Raw genomic sequence first — 20,453 nt, 5'->3', positions numbered from 1 at the left:
GAGAAGGTGCGGGACCGGGCGGCCGACGCCCGGCCCCGCACCCTTCATCTCGCCTGCCGCGCCCGCTGCTTCGTGAAGATGAAGTACTGCCGGGCGCCGTGCGTGGTCGAGTTCACCGTGTCGCCGGACGTGCCGTTGACGTACGAGGAACGGACCCGCATCCGGGAGCACGTTCAAGCTGCCGTGGCCTCCGGCGTATTCGCCTCCCGGGCCCGGGTCCGAGAGCAGCACCTGAAGCGTTGCGACGCCGGACGCCGGCCGAACAGAGGAGGGTCAGAAGCCCGGGAAGCCGATGGGCGAGGGGATCTGGCCCGGGATGTAGTCGAAGTTCGGGGTGAGTGTGCCGAGCAGGCTGCCCACGCGCGGCCCCGGACGGCCGGTGACCTCGGCGAACATCCGCGACGCCTCGGCCGTGATGCGGAACGGCACCCTCTCCAGCCGGAAGCCCGTGGGGCTGGGGCGGGCGCCGAGCAGGGCCTCGGCGGGGGTCGTGTCCGCGATCATCAACTCGTCGGTGAGCGGCACCCCGTCCACCGCGACGCCCGCGGAGTAGCCCGGGGTCGGCATCACGCGGATGTACGTCGGCTTCAGTGTGACGGTCTGGTTCGAGGCGGCGTGATGGAAGTTGAGGCCACCGGGGTAGAAGATGCGCCCCCGGGAGTCGAGGCCGTCGCCCGCCGTCGAACCGATCGGCATGGAGAAGCCCCGGCCGTCCGCGTCCATCACGAACGGGCCGATGGCGTCCAGCGTGATGCCCTCGGTCCGCATCCAGGTCAGCAGTTCCGGGCTGAGCTCCACCTGGGCGTCACCCCACGGGGAGATGTACGCGCCCGGGAACGGGTCGGCAGCCGCCGTGTGGGTGGCCGGGGCGGACTTCGACTCGGCCGCTCCGGCGGATGCCAGGCCGAGCGGCATGGTCAGTGCGGCCACTGCGGCGAGGACGGTGAGACGGCGGATTGCGCGCATACTCATGGGGCCTTTCTGGTCTGACGGTGCGTGGGGGGATTTCGGTCAGGGGCTGCCCGACAGCCCAACAGGTTGTATGGAAAGTGGAGTTGACCGAGCAACGGTGGAGGCGTTCCGGTACTCGACCGGCTGTCGGGCATGTCCATCAATGCATACGTGTGCGTCGGATGAAACGGCCCTTAGACCGCCCGGCGGAAAAGCTCCACGCGATTGGCGGCGATCGGCGCGCTGAGTTCGCGGCGTGATCAACAGCGCTCCACTCTGGGCGCATTCCCCCCACGGAGCACTGGAGCGCCGCATGCCCGCAACTCTCCGACGACCACGCCGTTTTCCACGTGGCCGCCTCGCCGCACTCGCCGCCACCGCCGCCGCGCTGACCGCCGCTTCCCTGTGGGGGCCGCTGACCGGCAGCAGTGAGGCGGGCGGGCACATCGACGCTCCGTCGTCCCTGCTGGACACGGCGGCGGACCTCACCGACGTCTACGCGTTCAGCAGCCCCGACAACCCCGACACGGTCACCCTCATCGCCAACGTACGGCCGTTCCAGATGCCCGGAACCGCCGCCAACGCGCTGGTGGACTACCCGTTCGCGACCGGTGCGCGGTACGAGATCCACACGGACGCCGACGGCGACGGGGTGCCCGACACCACGTACCGCTGGACCTTCCGGAACGACGACCGCAGGCCCTTCGGGCTCGGCACCAAGGTCGGCCCCGCGCCCGTGACTTCGCTGGACGACCGGTCGCTCGGGGTGCGGCAGAAATACACCCTGGAGCGGGTCACCGCGGACGGCGCCACCCGGACGCTGCTGAGCGACGCGATCGCCGCGCCCACCGACACCGGCCGGTTCCTGATGCCGGACTACGGAAAGCTGCGTTCGCAGGCGGTCCGCAAGCTGCCCGGCGGCGGGCAGACCCTCGCCGGTCAGGTCGCGGACTCGTTCAAGGCGGACACCCAGGTCTTCGGCCTGTACACGGTCGGGACGCGGGGGCCGGTGCCCGGCTGGCTGCCGGACGCCCAGCCGCTGTCGGTGCTCAATGTGAACAGCCTGATCATCCAGGTGCCCAAGAACGAGGTGGCGCTGAAGGGCGACCCGGCGCGCAACCCGGTGATCGGGGTGTGGGCGAGCGTCTCCCGGCAGGGGGCGGACCTGGGCCGCAGCCTGGCGGAGCAGGCCCCGTCGTTCCGGCAGGTCTCGCGGCACGGCAACCCGCACGTGGCGTTCTCGGTGTACGGATCCACCATCGGCCTCGCCGGGCCGGGCGGGCCCGAGGACCGGTTCCAGGCGCGGGCGCCCGAGGACGACCACCTGGAGAACGACTTCCTGGCCGACACCCTCGATCCCGTACCGCCCCACCGGATCCAGGCCGCCCAGGGGTATCCGGCACCGGCGACTCCGCGCACCGACATCCAGGCCCTGTTCCTGAAGGGCATCGGCAAGGACAACGGCTCGAAGTTCGGCTTCGACCTGAACACCCACACCCTGAACGCGGACGCCGACCGGGGCCGCATCGTGATGGCCGAGGAACTGCGGCTGAACCTGATGACGCCGATCACTGCCGCCCCGCGCGCCATGGGCGTGCTCGACGGCGACCGGCAGGGCTTCCCCAACGGGCGCCGGCTCAACGACAACATCGACGGACCGCTGCTGCGGATGCTGGAGGGCGAGCCCGCCCAGCCGTCGCCGCCCGGACTGCTGCCGAAGCCGGTGGCCGCCCTGGAGGTCGCCGACGCGCAGAACACGTTCCCGTACCTCAACCTCCCGCACGCGGGCCCGTGAGGCGTCCGGTCTCCGTGGCAGTCGGGGCGGTGGCCGTTGCCGGGTGCGTGGCGGGACTGCTGCATCTCGGTCCCGGCACGGAGAACCACCCGGCGGCCACCGCCCCGAGGGCAGGTGCGGTGCCCGATGCCGTGAGCCTCGCGGTCGCCACGGCCCGCAAGCGCACGGAGCGCTACCCGGACGACCCGACGGCCTGGTCGGGCCTGGCACGCGCGGAGGTCGAACGGGCCCGCGTCACGCTCGACGCGGGCCGGCTCGACGCGGCCGACGAGGCTCTGCGCCGCTCACTGGCCCTCAAGCGCGAGGACAACTACGCCGCCGTGACGGGCCAGGGGCTGGTGGCCAACGCCCGCCACGAGTTCGCCCAAGGCCGGGACTTCGGGCTGCGCGCCACCCGGATGGCACCGGACCGGGCGGACGGCTACGCCGTACTGGCCGACGCGGAGATCCAGCTCGGCGACTACCCGGCGGCCAGGGCGGCCGCGCAGCGGCTGCTGGACATCGCTCCGGTCGGGGCCGCGTACAGCAGGGCGGCGTACGACCTGGAGACCAGCGGGAGGCCGAAGGACGCCGCGATCGCGCTCCAGCGAGCCGTGGACGGCGCGGCCACCGCCGACGAACAGGCCTTCGCGGAGGCCCGGTTGGGCGATCTGGCGTGGTCCGAGGGCGCGGTGGGCCGGGCCGAGCGGCACTTTTGGCGGGCGGTGGACGCCGTCCCCGGCCATCCGTTCGGGGAGGCCGGTCTGGCCAAGGTGTCCGCGGTGCGCGGCGACACGGCGAAGGCCCTGGAGATGTACCGGCGGCTGGTGGCGCGGACGCCGTTGCCGCAGTTCCTGGCGGAGGCCGTGGAGCTGGGCGGGGGCGGGGAGCGGGTGCGGGAGGAGAAGGCGGCGCTGGACGCGCAGGTGCGGCTGCTGCGTGCCTCCGGTGGGCCGGTCGACCCGCATCTCGCCCTGTATGTGGCCGACCACGGCGACCCGGAGGCCGCGGTGGAGCTGATGCGCGGGGAGTGGAAGCGCGCCCGGAGCGTCATCGTCGCCGATGCGCTGGGCTGGGCGCTGCACCGTGCGGGGCGCGACGCGGAGGCCGTCGGATACGCCCGGCAGGCGGCGCGTACGGGGTGGGGCAACGCGCTGTTCCGGTACCACCGGGGCGCGATCGAGCACGCACTCGGACTGCCCGAGGGTGACCGCCATCTGCGGGAGGCACTCGCCCTGAACCCGCACTTCTCGCCGTACCACGCGCCGTTGGCGACCCGAATGCTGAATCGGAAGTCTGAAGAACACTGAACAGGACTGAGTTCTCACGTTGTTGAGCAAGCGAATCAGCCGTGCGGTACCTGCCGCGCTGCTTCTCTGTCTGGTCGTCACACCGCAGGTGCAGGCCCAACCGGCCCACCCGCTGGGGAACTTCAGCCTCAATCACTACGACGGGCTGCGGCTCACACCGGACGCGATCGAGGACACCGCCGTCGTCGACAGTGCGGAGATCCCCACCGCCCAGGACGAGGCGGCCACCGACCGGGACCGGGACGGGACGGTCTCGGCGGCCGAGGCCGTCGCCCGCGCGGACGCGCGGTGCACGGAACTGGCCGGGCGGACCCGGGCCTTCGTGGGCGGCGAGGCGCTCGACTGGCGCGTCGGGCACAGCTCCCTGACGTACGGGAAAGGGGCGGCGGGCCTGCCCATCGCCCGGCTGATGTGCGCGCTGCGGGCCGACGCCGATCTGTCCGGACCCGCCGACGTGACGTTCGCCTCGGGGGCGGAGGCGGCGCGGACCGGCTGGAAGGAGATCACCGCGGTCGGGAGTGGTGTGCGGGTAGTCAACTCCTCGGTACCTGGGCGGAGTTCGAGCGATTCGCTGCGGAGCTACCCCACCGGCGGGGACGGGCAGTCGCTGGACGTGGTCGATGCGCGCATCCGTACGGAGCCGGGTGCGGCGGGCGGGGCGGGTGCCGCCGGGACCCGGCTTCCCGGTGCGGCCCCGGCCGTGGACCGGGGCGCCATTCTCTTCCCGGCGCTGGAGAACCGGCTCACCGGTCTGACGTCGGGCCGGGACCTGACCGTGCCGGTGGGCCTGCTCGCGGTCCTGCTGACGATGCTCCTGGGCGCCGGGCACGCGGCGCTTCCGGGGCACGCGAAGCTCGCCGTGGCCGCCTGCCTGGCACGGAAGGAGGGCGGCGTGCGGGCCGCGTTCGCCGTGGGGGCGACGGTGACCGTGACCCACACGGCGGGCGTGCTGGCGGTGGGGCTGGTGCTGACGGCGGGGGGCGGTTTCCTGGGGGAGCGGCTGCTGGGGTGGCTGGGGGCGGTGAGCGGGGCGGTGATCGCGTTGCTGGGGACGGGACTTGTGGTGACGGCGGTACGGGCGCTGCGGGCGGGGCGCCCGGCGTCGCACGGGCACCGGCACGGCCATGGGCAAGGGCACGGCCATGGGCATGGGCATCTGCGTGGGCACAGCCACGGCCACGGCCACGGCCACGGCCACGGCCACAGGTACAACGACGGCCACGGGCATCACCATCACGCCGGGGACGGGGCGAAGAGGTCCCGTCGTACCGGGCTGCCCGCGCTGCTCGGGGTCGGGCTGGCGGGCGGGCTCGTGCCCAGCCCGTCCGCGCTCGTCGTCCTGCTGGGTGCCGTCGCGCTCAGCCGTACGTTCTTCGGCGTCCTGCTGGTCGTCGGCTACGGGGTCGGCATGGCGCTCACCCTCACCTCCGCCGGGCTGCTGCTGTCCGGCGGCGGCAACAGGCTCGCCGCCCTGGGCGAGCGGCGCCTGCCGGCCCTGCGGCGCTACACCCCGTACGGGAGCGTGCTCACCGCGCTGGCCGTCCTCGCGGTGGGGATCGGCCTCACGGTGCGCAGTCTGGTCTGATCGGTCCGCCCGATCCGCTCAGTCGTTCTTCGTGTACGTGAGCTGTTCGCCGCTGTCCTTGTTCTCGCGGCGCAGGGAACCGTCCGGGAGCAGAGTGAGCGTGGTGGCCTTGCCCGCGGTGCAGGACGTCATGGGCTCGCCCACCGTGACCGTGGAGGGGCCGACCTCGACGGGGCCGCCCGGGGACGGTTCCGCGGTCAGGTCGGCCTGGAAGACGCAGTGGTAGGAGCCGCCGGTGTCGAGCGGGCCGTCCGCGGTGAGCGTGAGGACGCTTTGGCCGACCGCGCCCTGCTTGATGACGAGTTCGCGGGTGGAGCGGCCGGCCTCGTTGTCGATGGAGCCCGACCAGGTGCCGAGGTAGCCGGACGGGATGGGGCCGTCACCGTTCTTCCGGTCGTCGGTGGAGGAGGGGTCCGGCGAGGTCGGATCGTCGGTCGCGGAGGAGTCCGACGAGGTGTCCGTGGGGGACTGGGAGCCGGTGGGGGACGGCGTGGGCCCCGTCGTCCTGCCGTTCATGAACGCGTAGACGGAGCCGCCCGCTCCTATGGCCACGAGCACGGCGACGGCGACGAGCGCGATGGTCGAGCCCCGTCTGCGGCCGGCCGGTTCGGGGCCGGGCTGCGGGGCGGTGGGGTAGCCGGGGCCGTACGGGGGCGTGCTGCCGAATCCGGGCTGTTGTTGTTGTGGGTATCCGTAACCGGCGTGGTTCTGCTGGGGGCCGAAGCCCTGGCCGGGGTGCGGTTGAGCGGGCAGCGGCGGGTACCCGTAGCCGGGGGCCCCGTGCGGCGGGGCGGGTGCGGGCGGCGGGGTCGGGGCGCCGGTCGTGGTGGGCAGCGTGTGCACGGGGCGGGCAGAGGGCGTTCCGGGGGGTGCGGGCGCCGGGGGTGCCTCGTCCGGTACGGGCCCGGGAGCCGGCCCGTACGCCTCCTCATCGGGGTCCTCCGAGTCCAGCAATTCCACCGCGTGGCGCCCCAGTTGGGCGATCAGCGCGCCCGGTAGCCAGGGTTCCGCCGGGTCGCCGCCGGCCAGCCTCTCCAGGATCGCGTCCGTCGTCGGGCGGGCGGCCGGGTCCTTGTGCAGGCAGTCCCTGACCAGTTCGACGAGGTCCACGGGGACGCCGGTCAGGTCCGGGTCCTCCTGGGCGATCCGGAACATCTGCGCGTGCACGCCGCTGTCGGCCGCCCCGAACGGAAGCCGGCCGGTCGAGGCGTACGCCAGTACCGAGCCGAGGCAGAACACGTCGCACGCCGGGGTCACCCGCTCGCCCCGCACCTGCTCGGGCGCCATGAAGCCGGGCGATCCGACCAGGGCCCCGGTGCGGGTGACGCCGCCGTCGGTGACGGTGTCGAGTGCCCGGGCTATGCCGAAGTCGATGACGCGTGGCCCGTCGATCGTCAGCAGGATGTTGGAGGGCTTGAGGTCGCGGTGGATGAGCCCGGCGGCGTGGATGTCCTGGAGGGCGTGGGTGAGACCGGCTCCCAGGATGTGGACCGAACGCTCGGGCAGGGGACCGTACGCACCGGAGGCCGCTCCTTCGGGGGTGCGCGAGCGGCCGGTGACGGTGGCGTGCAGGGAGGGCCCGGCGACGTATCCGGTGGCGACCCAGGGCACGGCGGCCTCGGTGTCGGCGTCCAGCACGGGGGCGGTCCAGGCGGATCCGACCTGGCGGGCGGCCCGTACCTCGTGGCGGAACCGGTCGCGGAACTCCTGCTGTTCGGCGAGTTCGCCGCGTACCAGCTTGATCGCGACGGTGCGGCCGCGGTCGGACCGGGCCAGGTAGACCTGGCCCATGCCGCCGGCGCCGAGCCGGCCCAGCAGCCGGTACGCACCGATGGCGCGCGGATCCTGTGGCGTCAGGCTCTGCATGGCGCTGAACGTCCTTCCCCCGGGATTGAACTGAGCGGTGCCTGGCGTGGCTCGCTCGATCATAGGGATCCACGCAGCGCGTGGCCGGGCCGGTTGCGGCTTCGGCCGGGAACGCGAAGAAGACCCGCCCCGGGCGGGGCGGATCTTCGGGGTGCCGGAGGCGGGGCGAGGGTGTGACTACGCCTCGGAGATGGCTTCCATGGCGGCGGACAGTTGCTCCAGCACCCGTACGGTCTCCGCGAATTGATCCTCGCCCAGCTCGGCGGCGAGCCGGGCGGCGAGCGCGGTGTGGCCGGGATCGATGCGCCGGACCGCGGCGCGTCCCTCGTCGGTGGGGCGCAGCAGCTTGGCGCGGCGGTGGGCGGGGTTGGGTACGTACTCGGCGAGGCCCTTGCCGACCAGCAGGTCGGCGACACGCTGCACGCCCTGCCGGGTCATGCCCATGGCGCGGGCGATCCCGGAGACGGGCAGGTCCTCGCGGAGCACGGCCCCGAGGACCTGCCACCAGGAGGCGGTGAGTCCGGCGGGCTTGGCCAATCGCTCCGAGACGGAGAGGAATTGGCCATTGAGCCGGAAGACGCCGACCGCGGTACGGCTCAGCAGTTCCTCGTTCGCGGGTTCCTGGCTCATGTGTCGGCGTTCAGGATCTCGTAGGCGGCCAGGTCCGAGTCGTGGAACAGCCGGTACCAGGCGTCGAGCTTCTTGCCCTCGTACACCCCGAGCCGTGCGAAGACCTCGCGGGCGAACGCGACCGGTTCCGTCGGCCCGGCTGTGATGAGGTCGCCGTCCGTCACCGCGTCCGCGTCGACATAACGCTCGCCGCCCTTGTACCCCGTGGCCGCGAGGTAGAAGGAGACCGCGCTCGTGTGCGCGCGGTCGTCGAGCAGACCCTCGCGGGCCAGGCCCGCCGTCGCACCGCAGATCGCGGCGACCGGCACCCCGGCGTCCAGGAAGCCGCGCGCCGCACGGGCGAAGGGGGCGAGCGTGTCACCGGTGTCCCAGAGCCCGGCGCCGGGGAGCACCAGGAGCGCGCTGTCCTCGGGGCGCAGGTCCGCGAGCGCGAGGTCGGGCAGGATGCGCAGCCCGCCCATGGTGGTGACGGGGCCGGTGGTGGGGCCGACCGTCCGTACGGTGAAGCCGGCCTGCGCGAGATGGGCGGTGGTGTGCCCCGTCTCCCAGTCGGCGAGGGTGTCGTACACGGCCAGGTGCACGGTCCTGCGGATGTCGGTCATGACGCCTCCTCGGTGGGACTGTCCCGTCGGTCTCGCTCTCCGACGACGGCCACGAGCGACCATCGAGAGCATGCCAACATGCTGTCATTACGACAGCTTGCTGTCAATCTATTCCGGCAGGCCGACCCGTATGCCGACCCCTGTGCCGACCTGTGTGCCAACCCCGTATGCCGACGACCCGACACCCTGCTCACCAAAGCGCCCCACGCCATACAAGGTGGCCATGTCGGGCCGCTCCCGGTGCGGCCTACGCTCGCCGCATGACCCCTCATGCCCCGCATGCCCCGCATGTCGACCCCGCTGCCGGTGCGGCCGTGAAGGCCGCCGACCGCGCGCACGTGTTCCACTCCTGGTCCGCCCAGGGCCTGATCGACCCGCTCGCCGTCGCCGGCGCCGAGGGGGCGTACTTCTGGGACTACGACGGCAACCGCTACCTGGACTTCACCAGTGGCCTCGTCTACACCAACATCGGCTACCAGCACCCCACCGTCGTCGCCGCGATCCAGGAGCAGGCGGGCAAGCTCGCCACCTTCGCCCCCGCGTTCGCGATCGAGGCGCGCTCCGAGGCCGCACGCCTCATCGCCGAGCGCACCCCCGGTGACCTGGACAAGATCTTCTTCACCAACGGCGGTGCCGAGGCCGTCGAGAACGCCGTCCGGATGGCCCGACTGCACACCGGCCGCGCGAAGGTGCTCTCCGCCTACCGCTCGTACCACGGCGCCACCTCCACCGCGATCAACCTGACCGGTGACCCGCGCCGCTGGCCGTCCGACAACGGCTCGGCGGGCGTCGTCCGCTTCTGGGCGCCGTTCCTCTACCGCTCGCCGTTCCACGCCGAGACCGAGGCCGAGGAGTGCGCCCGCGCGCTCCAGCACCTGGAGGACACCCTCGCCTTCGAGGGCGCCGGCAACATCGCCGCGATCATCCTGGAGACGATCCCCGGCACCGCGGGCATCATGACGCCGCCGCCCGGCTATCTCGCGGGCGTCCGCGAGATCTGCGACCGGTACGGCATCGTCTTCATCCTCGACGAGGTCATGGCCGGCTTCGGCCGCACCGGCAAGTGGTTCGCCGCCGACCACTTCGACGTGGTGCCGGACCTGATGACCTTCGCCAAGGGAGTCAACTCCGGTTACGTACCGCTCGGCGGGGTCGCGATCAGTGCCGAGATCGCCGCGACCTTCGAGACCCGCGCCTACCCGGGCGGACTGACGTACTCCGGTCACCCGCTGGCCTGCGCGGCCGCCGTCGCCACCATTCACGTGATGGAGGACGAGAAGGTCATCGAGAACGCCGCCCACATCGGTGAGACGGTCCTCGGCCCCGGCCTCCGCGAACTCGCCGAGCGCCACCCCTCGGTCGGCGAGGTCCGCGGCCTCGGCGCGTTCTGGGCGCTGGACCTGGTCCGCAACAAGGAGACCCGCGAGCCGCTGGTCCCGTACAACGCGGCGGGCGAGGCCAACGCGCCGATGGCTGCCTTCGGCGCAGCGGCCAAGAAGAACGGTCTGTGGCCCTTCGTCAACATGAACCGCACGCACGCCGTTCCGGCCTGCAACATCACCGAGGCCGAGGCCAAGGAGGGTCTCGCGGCCCTCGACGCGGCGCTGTCGGTCGCGGACGAGCACACAGCGTGACCCGCGCTCGCGCGGCTCGCTAGCACGACGCCCCTCCCCTGCCCGGATCCGGGCACAGCGGCCCTGGCTTAAGGTGACCGGAGGCGAAAAATGGGGAGGGGCGCCATGTGCGCGAGCGGAGCTGTCACTCGCAGTACGCTGCGGCAGCAGATCGCGGACGCGCTGCGTGACGAGGTGCTCGCCGGGCGTCTGCAACCGGGGCGGGAGTTCACGGTCAAGCAGATCGCCGAGCAGTACGGCGTCTCGGCGACCCCGGTGCGCGAGGCGCTGTTCGACCTCTCCGCACAGGGACTGCTGGAATCGGACCAGCACCGGGGCTTCCGGGTAAGGGAATTCACCGTCGCCGACTACCGGTCGCTGGTCGAGGCCCGCAGCCTGGTCATCGACGGAGTCATCCGCGGCATCTTCTTCGGCCCCTCGCTCTCGCCCGCGCAGAGGACGGGGTACCGGGACTGCCTGGTCTCCGTGCGCCGCAGGGCCCAGGAGGCCGCGCGGGCGGCGCTGGGCGGCGACCTCGACATCCTCATCGGCTACGACCTGCGGTTCTGGCGCGAGCTGGGCGTGCTCGTGGACAACACCTACATCAACGACTTCCTGCACCGACTGCGCGTCCAGGCCTGGGTGTTCGCGGTGCCGTACCTGCGCCATGACGCACGTGCCCGGGACTGGCTCTGGCACGGTCATCCGGACCTTGTCGCGGCGATCACGCTCGGCGACCACGACGCGGTGCGCGGGGTGATGGACGACTACAGCACCCACGCGCTGAACTGGGCGGACCGGCTCGCGGCCGGTGAGCTCGAACTTCCGGGGCGCGACGGGCAGTCGGCCGGACAGGCTCCGGACCCCGGGGTGCCGGAGCCGTAGCCCTGCCACCGCCGTTCATCACCACGGCCACTGTGCGCAACGCGCCCACCGCATTACGCTGTCCCGACCATCCCGAACAATCCGATGTGCACCCGTGGGAGAGCGAGACTTCGTGGCCTGTGACCTGTGGCTGGTTCCCCTAGTCGATGTGCTGTGCCACAGCCCCGACAATCCGTTCGCCGAAGAGATAGCCGTCTACGACAAGGCGTTGGGCGAGGCCGGGCTGCCGCCCGTCCCCGTGTACGCGTACATGCCGGGCCTGACGGGCGATGTCGCGCCGGTCGCTGGCTTCGACTACGACGCCCTGCACTTCCTGCGCCGCGCCTATCTGCTCCAGCTCAGCGGACTCGCCGTCACGCCGGTCGACGAACTGGGCGGGGACTACGAGCAGTTGCTGGAGATGTTCGAGGCGACGGCCCAGCAGTCCCACCTGGTCTGGCACTACGACCACGCGGGGGCGTACGTCCCGCTGGACTTCGCCGTCCCGCTCTCCGGCGACGATCTGCTGGAGGGCGGCGGCCCGCTCGGCTCCTCGCACGGACTGCTGCGGGAGCTGGAGTACGTCGCCCCGGCCATCGGCATCGACCCGGCGAACCCGCCGGCCGCCCCACTGCCGCCCGCCGCACCGACCTCCCTGGAGGAACCGGCGGCGCCGATCCCGTACGACAACAGCCCGTTCGCCCGCGAGCGGCACGTCTGGCTGGGTCTGCACGCGGCGGCCACCCGCAGTCTCGCCCAAGGCTCCATGATCATCTTCAGCTAGCGCCTGTCCGACCCTGATCCGCCGGACAGGCCATGGCGCCGACAGGGCCCGGCAAGGGCCTTGCGGCCCCGGCCCGGACGCTTCCCGGGCGCCCGCACCGGGGCGCCCGCGAGGTCACCGCGGGGACTCCGGGGGGCGCTGACGCGGCATGTTCGGCCGGGTCATCGTCTGCAGCGGGAACCGTCCCGACAGCACTCCCTGATCCGAACGTCCGCCGTGCCCGGTGCCCAACGACAGCGCCTGCATCCCCATCGGCGCGGGTCCGGCCCGGAACTCCACCATCCAGTCCGCGGTCTCGGTGCGCACCAGCTCCGTGATGTCCTCCGAGAACCGCCGCAGCACCCCCAGGCACCGCTCGGCCGCCTCGCTGGCCGTCCCCTCGGTCGGGCCGAGCACCTCCCGTACGCACTCCGAGGCCCAGTCGAACTGGAGCACCTGGAGCCGACGCTGCACGGCCTGGGCGGTGGCGAGATTCCTTATCCAGCCGGAGGTGAGGCCGAAGTACCGGTCGCACGCCATGCACGCGGCGCCGAGCAGCAGCGACAGATAGCCCCAGCCCGCCGACCCGTCCAGCGCCCCGGTCAGATCGAGTAACGGCAGCGCGGCGCCCGCTACCGCCCCGATCGCGGTGCCGATCCGCAGCGCCCTGGCCCCGCGGCGCTTGCGCACCCGGTCGCCCAGGTACCAGTCGGCGGTGCGCAGCGCGTCGGCCTCGACCCAGCGGTACAGCTCGTCGAGGCGGTCGGCGGGTTCGCCCCAGTCGCCGAGTGGGAACGGCGTGCCGGTCAGATCCCGGCCCCCGGCATCCCTGCCGCGCGCGCCGGAGCCCGAACCGGAGGAACCGGCCGAGCCGGCCGAACCGGGCTCGTTGCGGGGCGGCCCTTCGGGCTGCATCTCCGGCTGACTCACCGGGTACTCCTCTGCATTCTGCGTAGCGACGCCTGATGTGGCGATGTGTTCGACGGTGGGGTGCTCACTGCTCTCCGGCGTGGCCGACAGTCCCGCGTACGCAACCTTGCGTGACGACCGGTGTGCCTGTGTGTCCTGATGCGCATGCCCTTCCTACCGCCGAATGGTGGGCCATGGGGTAGAAAACGCGGTATTCCTGGGTGCGCAGGGCCTGTGATCAGGTATAGGAGCCCGGCAGGGCCTGCCTGAAACTCACCCGAAAGAGTTGCGCCCCAGTGAGTGGGGCGCGCTGCCCGGTGACCACGTAGGCTCGGCGTACCGAAACATTTTGTCGTCGAATTGCCAGGAGTGACCGTGATTCCCGGTGGTGGTCAGCCCAATATGCAGCAACTGCTGCAGCAGGCCCAGAAGATGCAGCAGGATCTCGCCGCGGCCCAGGAGGAACTGGCCAGGACCGAGGTCGAGGGCCAGGCGGGTGGCGGTCTCGTGAAGGCGACCGTGACCGGCTCCGGCGAGCTCCGCAATCTGGTGATCGACCCGAAGGCGGTCGACCCGGAGGACACCGAGACGCTCGCGGACCTCGTCGTCGCCGCGGTCCAGGCGGCGAACGAGAACGCGCAGCAGCTCCAGCAGCAGAAGCTGGGCCCGCTGGCCCAGGGCCTGGGCGGCATGCCCGGCCTCCCCTTCTGACCCGGCTGAGCCTCCGGCGCGGCTCATCCAGGACAGAACAGAGCAGGACAGGAAAGGAAGGCGTTCCCGTTGTACGAAGGCGTGGTTCAGGACCTCATCGACGAGTTGGGCAGGCTGCCCGGCGTCGGTCCCAAGAGCGCGCAGCGGATCGCCTTCCACATCCTGCAGGCCGAGCCGACCGATGTGCGCCGCCTCGCCCATGCCCTCCTGGAGGTCAAGGACAAGGTCCGGTTCTGTTCGGTCTGCGGCAATGTCGCCCAGCAGGAGCAGTGCAACATCTGCCGGGACGCGCGCCGGGACCCGTCGGTGATCTGCGTGGTCGAGGAGCCGAAGGACGTCGTCGCGATCGAGCGGACCCGTGAGTTCCGGGGCCGGTACCACGTGCTCGGTGGCGCGATCAGCCCGATCGAGGGCGTCGGCCCGGACGATCTGCGCATCCGCGAGCTGCTCGCCCGCCTCGCCGACGGTTCGATCACGGAGCTGATCCTGGCGACCGACCCCAACCTGGAGGGCGAGGCCACCGCGACGTACCTGGCGCGGATGGTCAAGCCGATGGGCCTGCGGGTCACCAGGCTGGCCAGCGGCCTGCCGGTGGGCGGCGACCTGGAGTACGCGGACGAGGTCACCCTGGGCCGCGCCTTCGAGGGGAGGCGCCTGCTCGATGTCTGACGCCTGCACGTCTCCGGATGTTCTTCCGGTGACCGTTTCCAGGACCGTTCCCGCGACTCACGGCGGCTTTACGTTCAGCGACGCTATGTTCTACTCACCGTTCGCGACCGCGCCCACGGGAGGTCCCCTCGATGTCTGACGCCACGCTGAACTCCGTCACGCAGGACCCTGACGACTTCGCCGTCCAGATCGCCGACCAGATCAAGACGTTCATCGTCGCGGTCACCGAGGTGTCCAAGGTCGAGGAGCCAGAGGAGGCCGTCCCCGTCCTGCTGCTCCAGGTCTCCCAGCTCCTGCTGGCGGGCGGCCGGCTCGGCGCGTACGAGGACATCGTCCCCGACGAGCGCTACGAGCCGGACCTGGGCGCGGAGCCGGACGCCGACGGCCTGCGCGAGCGGTTCGCCGCCCTGCTGGAGCCGATCGACGTCTACTCCGAGGTCTTCGACCCGTACGAGCCCCGTAAGGCCCCGGTCCCGGCCCGGATCTCGGACGACCTGGCCGACCTGGTCACCGACCTGCGCCACGGTCTGGCCCACTACGAGGAGGACCGCACGACCGAGGCCCTGTGGTGGTGGCAGTTCTCCTACTTCTCCAACTGGGGCTCCACCGCCTCCGCCACCCTGCGCGCCCTCCAGTCCCTGATCGCCCACATCCGCCTCAACCAGCCCCTCCAGGAACTGGACGGCCTGGACACCGACTCGGAGACCATCGACGACGACCTCGCCGAGGAGGCCGGCCGCGTGATGGCCGAGGAGATCGCGGGTCCGCTGGGGCTGCGGCCGGTGCAGTAGCGGGCGCCCGCTCTCGGCACTCCACCCCCGTCGCATCTCACCCTTCGCTGTCTCTCACCCCCCATCGCACCGAAGGTCGCCGTCGCGCATGAAGCCCAGTTGCGCGCCGTTGGGCCGTGCGCGCCACGCGCCACAGCTCGTCCGCGCCCTGGCGGAGCCGATCACCGGGGTGCCGGGGTCCAGGTGGCCGACGATGTCGGCCCAGGGGTTGGCGCCCGCGTGGATCGGAGCGTCGGCGTGGGTGGCGGAGCAGGTGCCGCCCGCGTGGGCGGGGATGCGGCCGGCGGGAGCGCGGTGAGGGCGAGAAGCAGGGGCAGTGCGCGCAGCGGCTTGCGCATGGCGGAGCCTCCAAGGGGCGGATGGTTGGGTTCCGGTCCACGCTGGAGGTGGAGGGCCGATGAATCGTGGACCTGGACCGCCAGGCGTGTGGGCTGGACCACATATGGGAATGCGGGCCTGTCCGGCGGGCAACACACCTGTACGAGCGGTCCGGAGCGACACGCCGATGATCACGTTCTGAGCGGGACATCTCAGCATGTGGTATCAGCGGGGCGTTTCCGGACTGCTCGTTAAACTGAGCCGACAGCAGTAATGGACTGAGCGAGGAGCGCACGTGGGCCTTGTCGTGCAGAAGTACGGAGGCTCCTCCGTAGCCGATGCCGAGGGCATCAAGCGCGTCGCCAAGCGAATCGTCGATGCCAAGAAGAACGGCAACCAGGTGGTTGTCGTGGTGTCAGCGATGGGCGACACGACGGACGAGTTGATCGATCTCGCCGAGCAGGTATCCCCGATCCCTGCCGGGCGTGAGTTCGACATGCTGCTGACCGCCGGAGAGCGGATCTCCATGGCCCTGCTGGCGATGGCGATCAAAAACCTGGGCCACGAGGCCCAGTCGTTCACCGGTAGCCAGGCGGGCGTCATCACCGACTCGGTCCACAACAAAGCGCGCATCATCGATGTGACGCCGGGCCGTATCCGTACGGCGCTGGACGAGGGGAACATCGCGATCGTCGCGGGGTTCCAGGGTGTGTCCCAGGACAAGAAGGACATCACCACCCTCGGCCGCGGCGGGTCCGACACCACCGCCGTCGCGCTCGCGGCCGCGCTGGACGCCGAGGTCTGTGAGATCTACACCGATGTGGACGGTGTCTTCACCGCCGACCCGCGGGTCGTGAAGAAGGCCCGGAAGATCGACTGGATCTCCTTCGAGGACATGCTGGAGCTGGCCGCGTCCGGCTCCAAGGTGCTGCTGCACCGGTGCGTGGAGTACGCACGCCGCTACAACATTCCGATCCACGTCCGCTCGTCCTTCTCCGGACTGCGCGGAACCTGGGTCAGCAACGAGCCGCAAGGGGACCAGAAGGTGGAGCACGCGATCATCTCCGGAGTCGCCCATGACGTCTCCGAGGCCAAGATCACCGTTGTCGGCGTGCCCGACAAGCCGGGCGAGGCCGCCGCGATCTTCCGCACGATCGCGAACGCGGAGATCAACATCGACATGGTGGTGCAGAACGTCTCCGCCGCGTCGACCGGTCTGACCGACATCTCGTTCACGCTGCCGAAGGCCGAGGGCCGCAAGGCCATCGACGCCCTGGAGCGCAACCGCGGCACCATCGGCTTCGAGTCGCTGCGCTACGACGACCAGATCGCGAAGATCTCCCTGGTCGGCGCCGGCATGAAGACCAACCCGGGGGTTACGGCGGGCTTCTTCGAGGCGCTGTCGGACGCCGGTGTGAACATCGAGCTGATCTCGACATCCGAGATCCGCATCTCGGTGGTCACCCGCGCCGACGACGTCATCGAGGCCGTGCGCGCCGTGCACACCGCCTTCGGTCTCGACAGCGATTCCGACGAGGCCGTCGTCTACGGGGGCACCGGCCGATGACCGCGCGCCGTCCTTCGCTCGCGGTCGTCGGCGCGACCGGGGCGATCGGCGGTGTCATGCTGCAGATCCTTTCGCAGCACGCGGATGTCTGGGGCGAGGTGAAGCTGATCGCCTCGTCGCGTTCGGCCGGCCGCAAGCTGGTCGTGCGCGGAGAGGAGAGCGAGGTCCTCCAGCTCACCGAGGACGTCTTCGACGACGTGGACGTGGCGCTGTTCCTGGTGCCCGACGACGTCTCCGCGCAGTGGGCGCCGATCGCCGCCGCCAAGGGCGCGGTCGTCATCGACGACTCCGCCGCGTTCCGGCTGGACGCGGACGTTCCGCTGGTCGTGCCCGAGATCAATCCGCACGCCGTACGGATCAGGCCGCGCGGCATCGTCGCGAGCCCGAACTGCACGACGCTGGCGCTGATCGTGGCCGTCGGAGCGCTGCACGCCGAATTCGGTGTGCGGGAACTGGTCGTCTCCTCGTACCAGGCGGTGAGCGGGGTGGGCCGGGACGGTGTCGCGGCGCTGCGCGAACAGCTGTCGATGGTCGCCGGTACGGAACTGGGCACGAAGCCGGGGGACGTACGCAGGGCCCTGGGGGACACGGAAGGCAGCCCCTTCGCCGCCCCGGTCGCCCTCAACGTCGTGCCCTGGGCCGGGACCGAGGCGGGGGACGGCTGGTCCTCGGAGGAGCTGGCGATCCGCGAGGAGTGCCGCAAGGTCCTCGACCTGCCGGGCCTGCGGGTCGCGGCGACCTGTGTGTACGTACCCGTGATCGCGACGCACTCGATGTCCGTGCACGCCCGGTTCGAGAACGAGATCGCGGTCGACCGGGCCCACGAGATCCTGGCGACGGCACCGGGCGTGGTGCTGTACGACAGCCCGGCGGCGGGCGACTTCCCGACGCCGTCCGACGTCGTCGGCACCGATCCGACCTGGGTCGGGAGAGTGCGCAGGTCACTGGACGATCCCCGGGGGCTGGAACTGTTCGTCTGCGGCGACAACCTCCGCAAGGGAGCGGCGTTGAACGTGGCACAGATCGCCGAGTCGGTGGCGGCGGAGTTTCCCCGGTCCTGATCGAACCTGTTTTGTACTCTCTGTGAACGCCCTGTGAGTAAGTTGAAGCTCTCAACCTCTTGAGATGGGGTGTCGGGGTATCCGACGATGACTTTCGGCCTGCTGCAACCACTGGCCGGGGAGTGCGCGTCTATGCGGTCACCTCTGGCGCGGCGGGGCGCACATTCGGGGTATTCGGGGAAGAGCAGGTACGTATGAGGGCATCTCGCACAGCGCCAAACGCGGTGCCGCGCGCGTACAACCCTGACGGGGGGAAACGTGTCCAACTGGCGTGGCAGAGGTTCTCGATATCACAGTGGTGGGCCCCTTGCGCGGCGCTTCGGTGCGCCCGCTCCGACGGCCCCGCGCACCCGGCGGTATGCCGGTGATTGCGCCCATGCCCGCTGCGCGTCCCGCACGGCTGCCCGCGCAGCGCGAGGGCGCTGAGGAGAGCGTGGCTGCCGGAACCACGGTCGACCATCTCACCGAGACCTATCGCGCCCACTACCGGTCGCTGCTCGGTCTCGCAGCCCTGCTCCTGGACGACACGGCCTCGTGCGAGGACGTGGTGCAGGAGGCATTCATCCGGGTGCACTCGGCGCGCAACCGGGTACGGGACCCGGAGAAGACGCTCGCGTATCTGCGCCAGACCGTCGTCAACCTCTCGCGCTCCGCGCTGCGCCGCCGCATCCTCGGGCTGAAGCTGCTCTCCAAGCCCATGCCGGACATGGCGAGCGCGGAGGAGGGTGCGTACGACCAGCTGGAGCGGGATGCGCTGATCAAAGCGATGCGGGGGCTGCAACGGCGCCAGCGGGAGGTGCTGGTGCTGCGCTACTTCGCGGACATGACGGAGGTCCAGGTGGCCGAGACACTGGGGATATCCCTGGGCTCGGTCAAGGCCTACGGCTCGCGCGGGATCGCGGCGCTGCGCGTCGTGATGGAGGCGCAGGGATGAGCCGGCCCGAGTACGAGAACGGCCCCGAACGTGAGAACGGCTCGTCGGGCGAGAACGGCCCCGACCGTGAGCATCGGCGTGAGCGTCGGATTGACCGGACTGGAAACGGAATTGTGAACCACGGGCCGGAGAAGGCCGCTGGGACGGCTGGAGCCGCTGGGGCAGATGGAGTCGCTGGGACTGACGGGACCAACGGCGCTGACGGGGCTGCTGAATCTGTCGGGGCTGCTGAGACCGCTGAGCTCGGCAGTCTGAGCAGCCTCTTCGGCTCGGTCTCGGTCTCGGTCTCGGGCCCGGACGGTGGTCCGGGTGCCGGCGACGGTGACGGCGGCGATGGCGGCGGCGGTGTGGACATCGACGAGGTCGCGTTGCGTCGCATGCTGCGCGGCGCCGTCCAGAACATCCAGCCCAGCGACGGCACGCTCGACCATCTGCAGCGTGCGGTGCCCGTCCGGCGCGCCAAGCGACGGCAGGCCGTCGTCGGCCTGGCGGCTGCGGCGCTGCTCATCGGCACCGCGGTCCCGGCCTTCGTCCATGTCGCGAACTCCGACGGTTCGACCACCGCCAACCCCGCGATAGCCGGACACGGTGAACAGGCGCAGGGCGGCAACGGCACCGACACCGGCTCGCGGTCCGGCGGGAAGGACAGCGGCGGCAACAACGACGGGCAGGCCGATGGCGGCCGGAACCAGCCCACGAGCACGAGCAGCCCCTCCGACAGCCGTGGCCAGGGCACCGACGGCCACCTGGCCGGCGGGGCCGCCGATCCGTCCAACTCCGCGGCGGCCTCGGTGCCGACCTGCGACCCGGGGCAGCTCGGTGTCGCCTCGGCCGAGACCGGCGCGGCCGGTGCCGACGGCACGGTCTACGGCACCTTCCGGATCGCCAATGTCTCCGGCACGGACTGCTCGGTGAGCAGCAGCGGCAGCGTGGGCTTCGAGGCGATCGGCGCGGCCGACCCGGCCAGGATCGCGGTCGTCCAGCACACCGCGGGTGACGGGGCGGCCGGACTGCCCGACCCTTCGCAGGAGCAGGGGACGGTGCTGCTGAAGCCGTCGATGGCGTACGAGGTGAAGTTCGCCTGGGTGCCGAGCGACACGTGTCCCACCGTCGGAGGCTCGCCGAGCCCGACGCCGAGCGACGACTCGGGCGGTGCGGGTGGCGCCGCGGCCGCCGGCGCCGGTTCGGGAAGCGGCGACGGGACGACGGACACGGTCACGCAGTTCGGCAGCGAGGACGGCGGTGGGACGCAGGACGGCAGCGTCGCGGTGATGCACACGCCGGAGGCCGGGGCACCGGTCGCGGAGACGAAGATCGCCAACGCCTGCTCGGGCACGATCTACCGGACCGGGGTACTGGCGCCCGCGACGTGACGCCGGGACAGGCCACGACGCCGTACGAGGCATGACAGAGCCCGTACGAGGCATGACAGAGGCTGTAGGCATGACATGAGGGGCCCGCCGGTCGATCGTGATCCGGCGGGCCCCTCATGTGAGCGTGGCTCTCTCTGCCCGTGCCTGCCCCTGGCCTGTGCG

At 71.4% G+C, this 20,453-nt stretch carries 18 protein-coding genes; 13 read left to right on the top strand and 5 right to left on the bottom strand.

Annotated elements, in window-relative coordinates; genetic code table 11:
- Nucleotides 1-273: 273 nt before the first annotated feature.
- Nucleotides 274-972, bottom strand: a complete 699-nt coding sequence (locus tag ABZY11_RS01430) for a hypothetical protein (RefSeq protein ID WP_356477149.1) — start codon at nucleotides 970-972, stop codon at nucleotides 274-276.
- Between the two features lie 292 nt (nucleotides 973-1,264).
- Here ABZY11_RS01430 and ABZY11_RS01425 point away from each other — a divergent pair, with 292 nt between their 5' ends.
- Genes ABZY11_RS01425 through ABZY11_RS01415 form a run of 3 tightly spaced genes read left to right on the top strand, consistent with a single transcriptional unit; the run spans nucleotide 1,265 to nucleotide 5,620 of the window.
- Nucleotides 1,265-2,746 (top strand): DUF4331 domain-containing protein, encoded by a 1,482-nt coding sequence (locus ABZY11_RS01425; protein ID WP_356477148.1) that lies wholly within the window; start codon nucleotides 1,265-1,267, stop codon nucleotides 2,744-2,746.
- Nucleotides 2,747-2,760: 14 nt separating this feature from the next.
- Complete coding sequence (locus tag ABZY11_RS01420) at nucleotides 2,761-4,035, top strand: tetratricopeptide repeat protein (RefSeq protein WP_356477147.1); 1,275 nt, start codon at nucleotides 2,761-2,763, stop codon at nucleotides 4,033-4,035.
- Nucleotides 4,036-4,057: 22 nt separating this feature from the next.
- Nucleotides 4,058-5,620, top strand: coding sequence for a nickel transporter (locus ABZY11_RS01415; RefSeq protein ID WP_356477146.1), 1,563 nt, complete (start codon nucleotides 4,058-4,060; stop codon nucleotides 5,618-5,620).
- An 18-nt stretch (nucleotides 5,621-5,638) separates the two neighbouring features.
- Here the strand turns inward: ABZY11_RS01415 and ABZY11_RS01410 are convergent, their stop codons facing one another.
- The 3 genes from ABZY11_RS01410 to ABZY11_RS01400 all read right to left on the bottom strand — a co-directional run bounded on the left by ABZY11_RS01410 (nucleotide 5,639) and on the right by ABZY11_RS01400 (nucleotide 8,718).
- On the bottom strand, nucleotides 5,639-7,486 hold the full coding sequence (locus ABZY11_RS01410; RefSeq protein ID WP_356477145.1) for a serine/threonine-protein kinase: 1,848 nt from the start codon (nucleotides 7,484-7,486) through the stop codon (nucleotides 5,639-5,641).
- A 177-nt stretch (nucleotides 7,487-7,663) separates the two neighbouring features.
- Nucleotides 7,664-8,116 carry a MarR family transcriptional regulator gene (locus ABZY11_RS01405; RefSeq protein ID WP_356477144.1) on the bottom strand — a complete coding sequence of 151 codons (453 nt, stop codon included), beginning with the start codon at nucleotides 8,114-8,116 and terminating at the stop codon, nucleotides 7,664-7,666.
- Entirely contained in the window at nucleotides 8,113-8,718 is a 606-nt protein-coding gene (locus tag ABZY11_RS01400; protein WP_356477143.1) for a type 1 glutamine amidotransferase family protein, read from the bottom strand. The genes ABZY11_RS01405 and ABZY11_RS01400 overlap by 4 nt, the downstream gene beginning before the upstream one ends.
- Before the next feature lie 260 nt (nucleotides 8,719-8,978).
- Between ABZY11_RS01400 and ABZY11_RS01395 the strand changes: the two genes are divergently transcribed.
- The 3 genes from ABZY11_RS01395 (at nucleotide 8,979) to ABZY11_RS01385 (ending at nucleotide 11,979) form a co-directional block, all read left to right on the top strand.
- Complete coding sequence (locus tag ABZY11_RS01395) at nucleotides 8,979-10,352, top strand: aspartate aminotransferase family protein (RefSeq protein ID WP_356477142.1); 1,374 nt, start codon at nucleotides 8,979-8,981, stop codon at nucleotides 10,350-10,352.
- Nucleotides 10,353-10,457: 105 nt separating this feature from the next.
- Nucleotides 10,458-11,216, top strand: coding sequence for a GntR family transcriptional regulator (locus ABZY11_RS01390; protein ID WP_356477141.1), 759 nt, complete (start codon nucleotides 10,458-10,460; stop codon nucleotides 11,214-11,216).
- A gap of 112 nt (nucleotides 11,217-11,328) precedes the next feature.
- Complete coding sequence (locus tag ABZY11_RS01385; RefSeq protein WP_356477213.1) at nucleotides 11,329-11,979, top strand: hypothetical protein; 651 nt, start codon at nucleotides 11,329-11,331, stop codon at nucleotides 11,977-11,979.
- 114 nt (nucleotides 11,980-12,093) lie between these two features.
- Here the strand turns inward: ABZY11_RS01385 and ABZY11_RS01380 are convergent, their stop codons facing one another.
- The gene (locus ABZY11_RS01380) at nucleotides 12,094-12,873 is read right to left on the bottom strand and encodes an SLATT domain-containing protein (protein WP_356477212.1); all 780 of its coding nucleotides are present in this window, start codon (nucleotides 12,871-12,873) and stop codon (nucleotides 12,094-12,096) included.
- A 369-nt stretch (nucleotides 12,874-13,242) separates the two neighbouring features.
- Here ABZY11_RS01380 and ABZY11_RS01375 point away from each other — a divergent pair, with 369 nt between their 5' ends.
- The 7 genes from ABZY11_RS01375 (at nucleotide 13,243) to ABZY11_RS01345 (ending at nucleotide 20,291) form a co-directional block, all read left to right on the top strand.
- Nucleotides 13,243-13,578: a YbaB/EbfC family nucleoid-associated protein gene (locus tag ABZY11_RS01375; protein ID WP_072487886.1), complete on the top strand. Its 336-nt coding sequence runs from the start codon at nucleotides 13,243-13,245 to the stop codon at nucleotides 13,576-13,578.
- Between the two features lie 69 nt (nucleotides 13,579-13,647).
- On the top strand, nucleotides 13,648-14,247 hold the full coding sequence (recR, locus tag ABZY11_RS01370) for a recombination mediator RecR (RefSeq protein WP_266417409.1): 600 nt from the start codon (nucleotides 13,648-13,650) through the stop codon (nucleotides 14,245-14,247).
- Between the two features lie 131 nt (nucleotides 14,248-14,378).
- A complete protein-coding gene (locus ABZY11_RS01365; protein WP_326766387.1) occupies nucleotides 14,379-15,038 on the top strand; it encodes a DUF5063 domain-containing protein in 660 nt (219 codons plus the stop codon).
- 613 nt (nucleotides 15,039-15,651) lie between these two features.
- A complete protein-coding gene (locus ABZY11_RS01360; RefSeq protein WP_266915004.1) occupies nucleotides 15,652-16,923 on the top strand; it encodes an aspartate kinase in 1,272 nt (423 codons plus the stop codon).
- The gene (locus tag ABZY11_RS01355) at nucleotides 16,920-17,984 is read left to right on the top strand and encodes an aspartate-semialdehyde dehydrogenase (RefSeq protein ID WP_356477140.1); all 1,065 of its coding nucleotides are present in this window, start codon (nucleotides 16,920-16,922) and stop codon (nucleotides 17,982-17,984) included. The genes ABZY11_RS01360 and ABZY11_RS01355 overlap by 4 nt, the downstream gene beginning before the upstream one ends.
- A gap of 358 nt (nucleotides 17,985-18,342) precedes the next feature.
- Entirely contained in the window at nucleotides 18,343-18,918 is a 576-nt protein-coding gene (locus tag ABZY11_RS01350; RefSeq protein ID WP_356477139.1) for a SigE family RNA polymerase sigma factor, read from the top strand.
- Nucleotides 18,915-20,291 (top strand): hypothetical protein, encoded by a 1,377-nt coding sequence (locus ABZY11_RS01345; RefSeq protein ID WP_356477138.1) that lies wholly within the window; start codon nucleotides 18,915-18,917, stop codon nucleotides 20,289-20,291. The genes ABZY11_RS01350 and ABZY11_RS01345 overlap by 4 nt, the downstream gene beginning before the upstream one ends.
- Nucleotides 20,292-20,453: the final 162 nt, after the last annotated feature.

Source organism: Streptomyces sp. NPDC006510 (assembly GCF_040611955.1).
GTDB lineage: Bacteria > Actinomycetota > Actinomycetes > Streptomycetales > Streptomycetaceae > Streptomyces.
Note: the sequence above shows the minus strand (reverse complement) of the source record. Positions and strands in the feature narration are given on the sequence as shown.

Bases quoted from the DNA above. Each gene is read 5' to 3' on its own strand.
- ABZY11_RS01345 (WP_356477138.1), top strand. From the start codon at position 18,915: ATGAGCCGGCCCGAGTACGAGAACGGCCCCGAACGTGAGAACGGCTCG.
- ABZY11_RS01390 (WP_356477141.1), top strand. From the start codon at position 10,458: ATGTGCGCGAGCGGAGCTGTCACTCGCAGTACGCTGCGGCAGCAGATC.
- ABZY11_RS01410 (WP_356477145.1), bottom strand. From the start codon at position 7,486: ATGCAGAGCCTGACGCCACAGGATCCGCGCGCCATCGGTGCGTACCGG.
- ABZY11_RS01425 (WP_356477148.1), top strand. From the start codon at position 1,265: ATGCCCGCAACTCTCCGACGACCACGCCGTTTTCCACGTGGCCGCCTC.
- ABZY11_RS01400 (WP_356477143.1), bottom strand. From the start codon at position 8,718: ATGACCGACATCCGCAGGACCGTGCACCTGGCCGTGTACGACACCCTC.
- ABZY11_RS01395 (WP_356477142.1), top strand. From the start codon at position 8,979: ATGACCCCTCATGCCCCGCATGCCCCGCATGTCGACCCCGCTGCCGGT.
- ABZY11_RS01365 (WP_326766387.1), top strand. From the start codon at position 14,379: ATGTCTGACGCCACGCTGAACTCCGTCACGCAGGACCCTGACGACTTC.
- ABZY11_RS01355 (WP_356477140.1), top strand. From the start codon at position 16,920: ATGACCGCGCGCCGTCCTTCGCTCGCGGTCGTCGGCGCGACCGGGGCG.
- ABZY11_RS01380 (WP_356477212.1), bottom strand. From the start codon at position 12,873: ATGCAGCCCGAAGGGCCGCCCCGCAACGAGCCCGGTTCGGCCGGCTCG.
- ABZY11_RS01405 (WP_356477144.1), bottom strand. From the start codon at position 8,116: ATGAGCCAGGAACCCGCGAACGAGGAACTGCTGAGCCGTACCGCGGTC.
- ABZY11_RS01350 (WP_356477139.1), top strand. From the start codon at position 18,343: ATGCCGGTGATTGCGCCCATGCCCGCTGCGCGTCCCGCACGGCTGCCC.
- ABZY11_RS01430 (WP_356477149.1), bottom strand. From the start codon at position 972: ATGAGTATGCGCGCAATCCGCCGTCTCACCGTCCTCGCCGCAGTGGCC.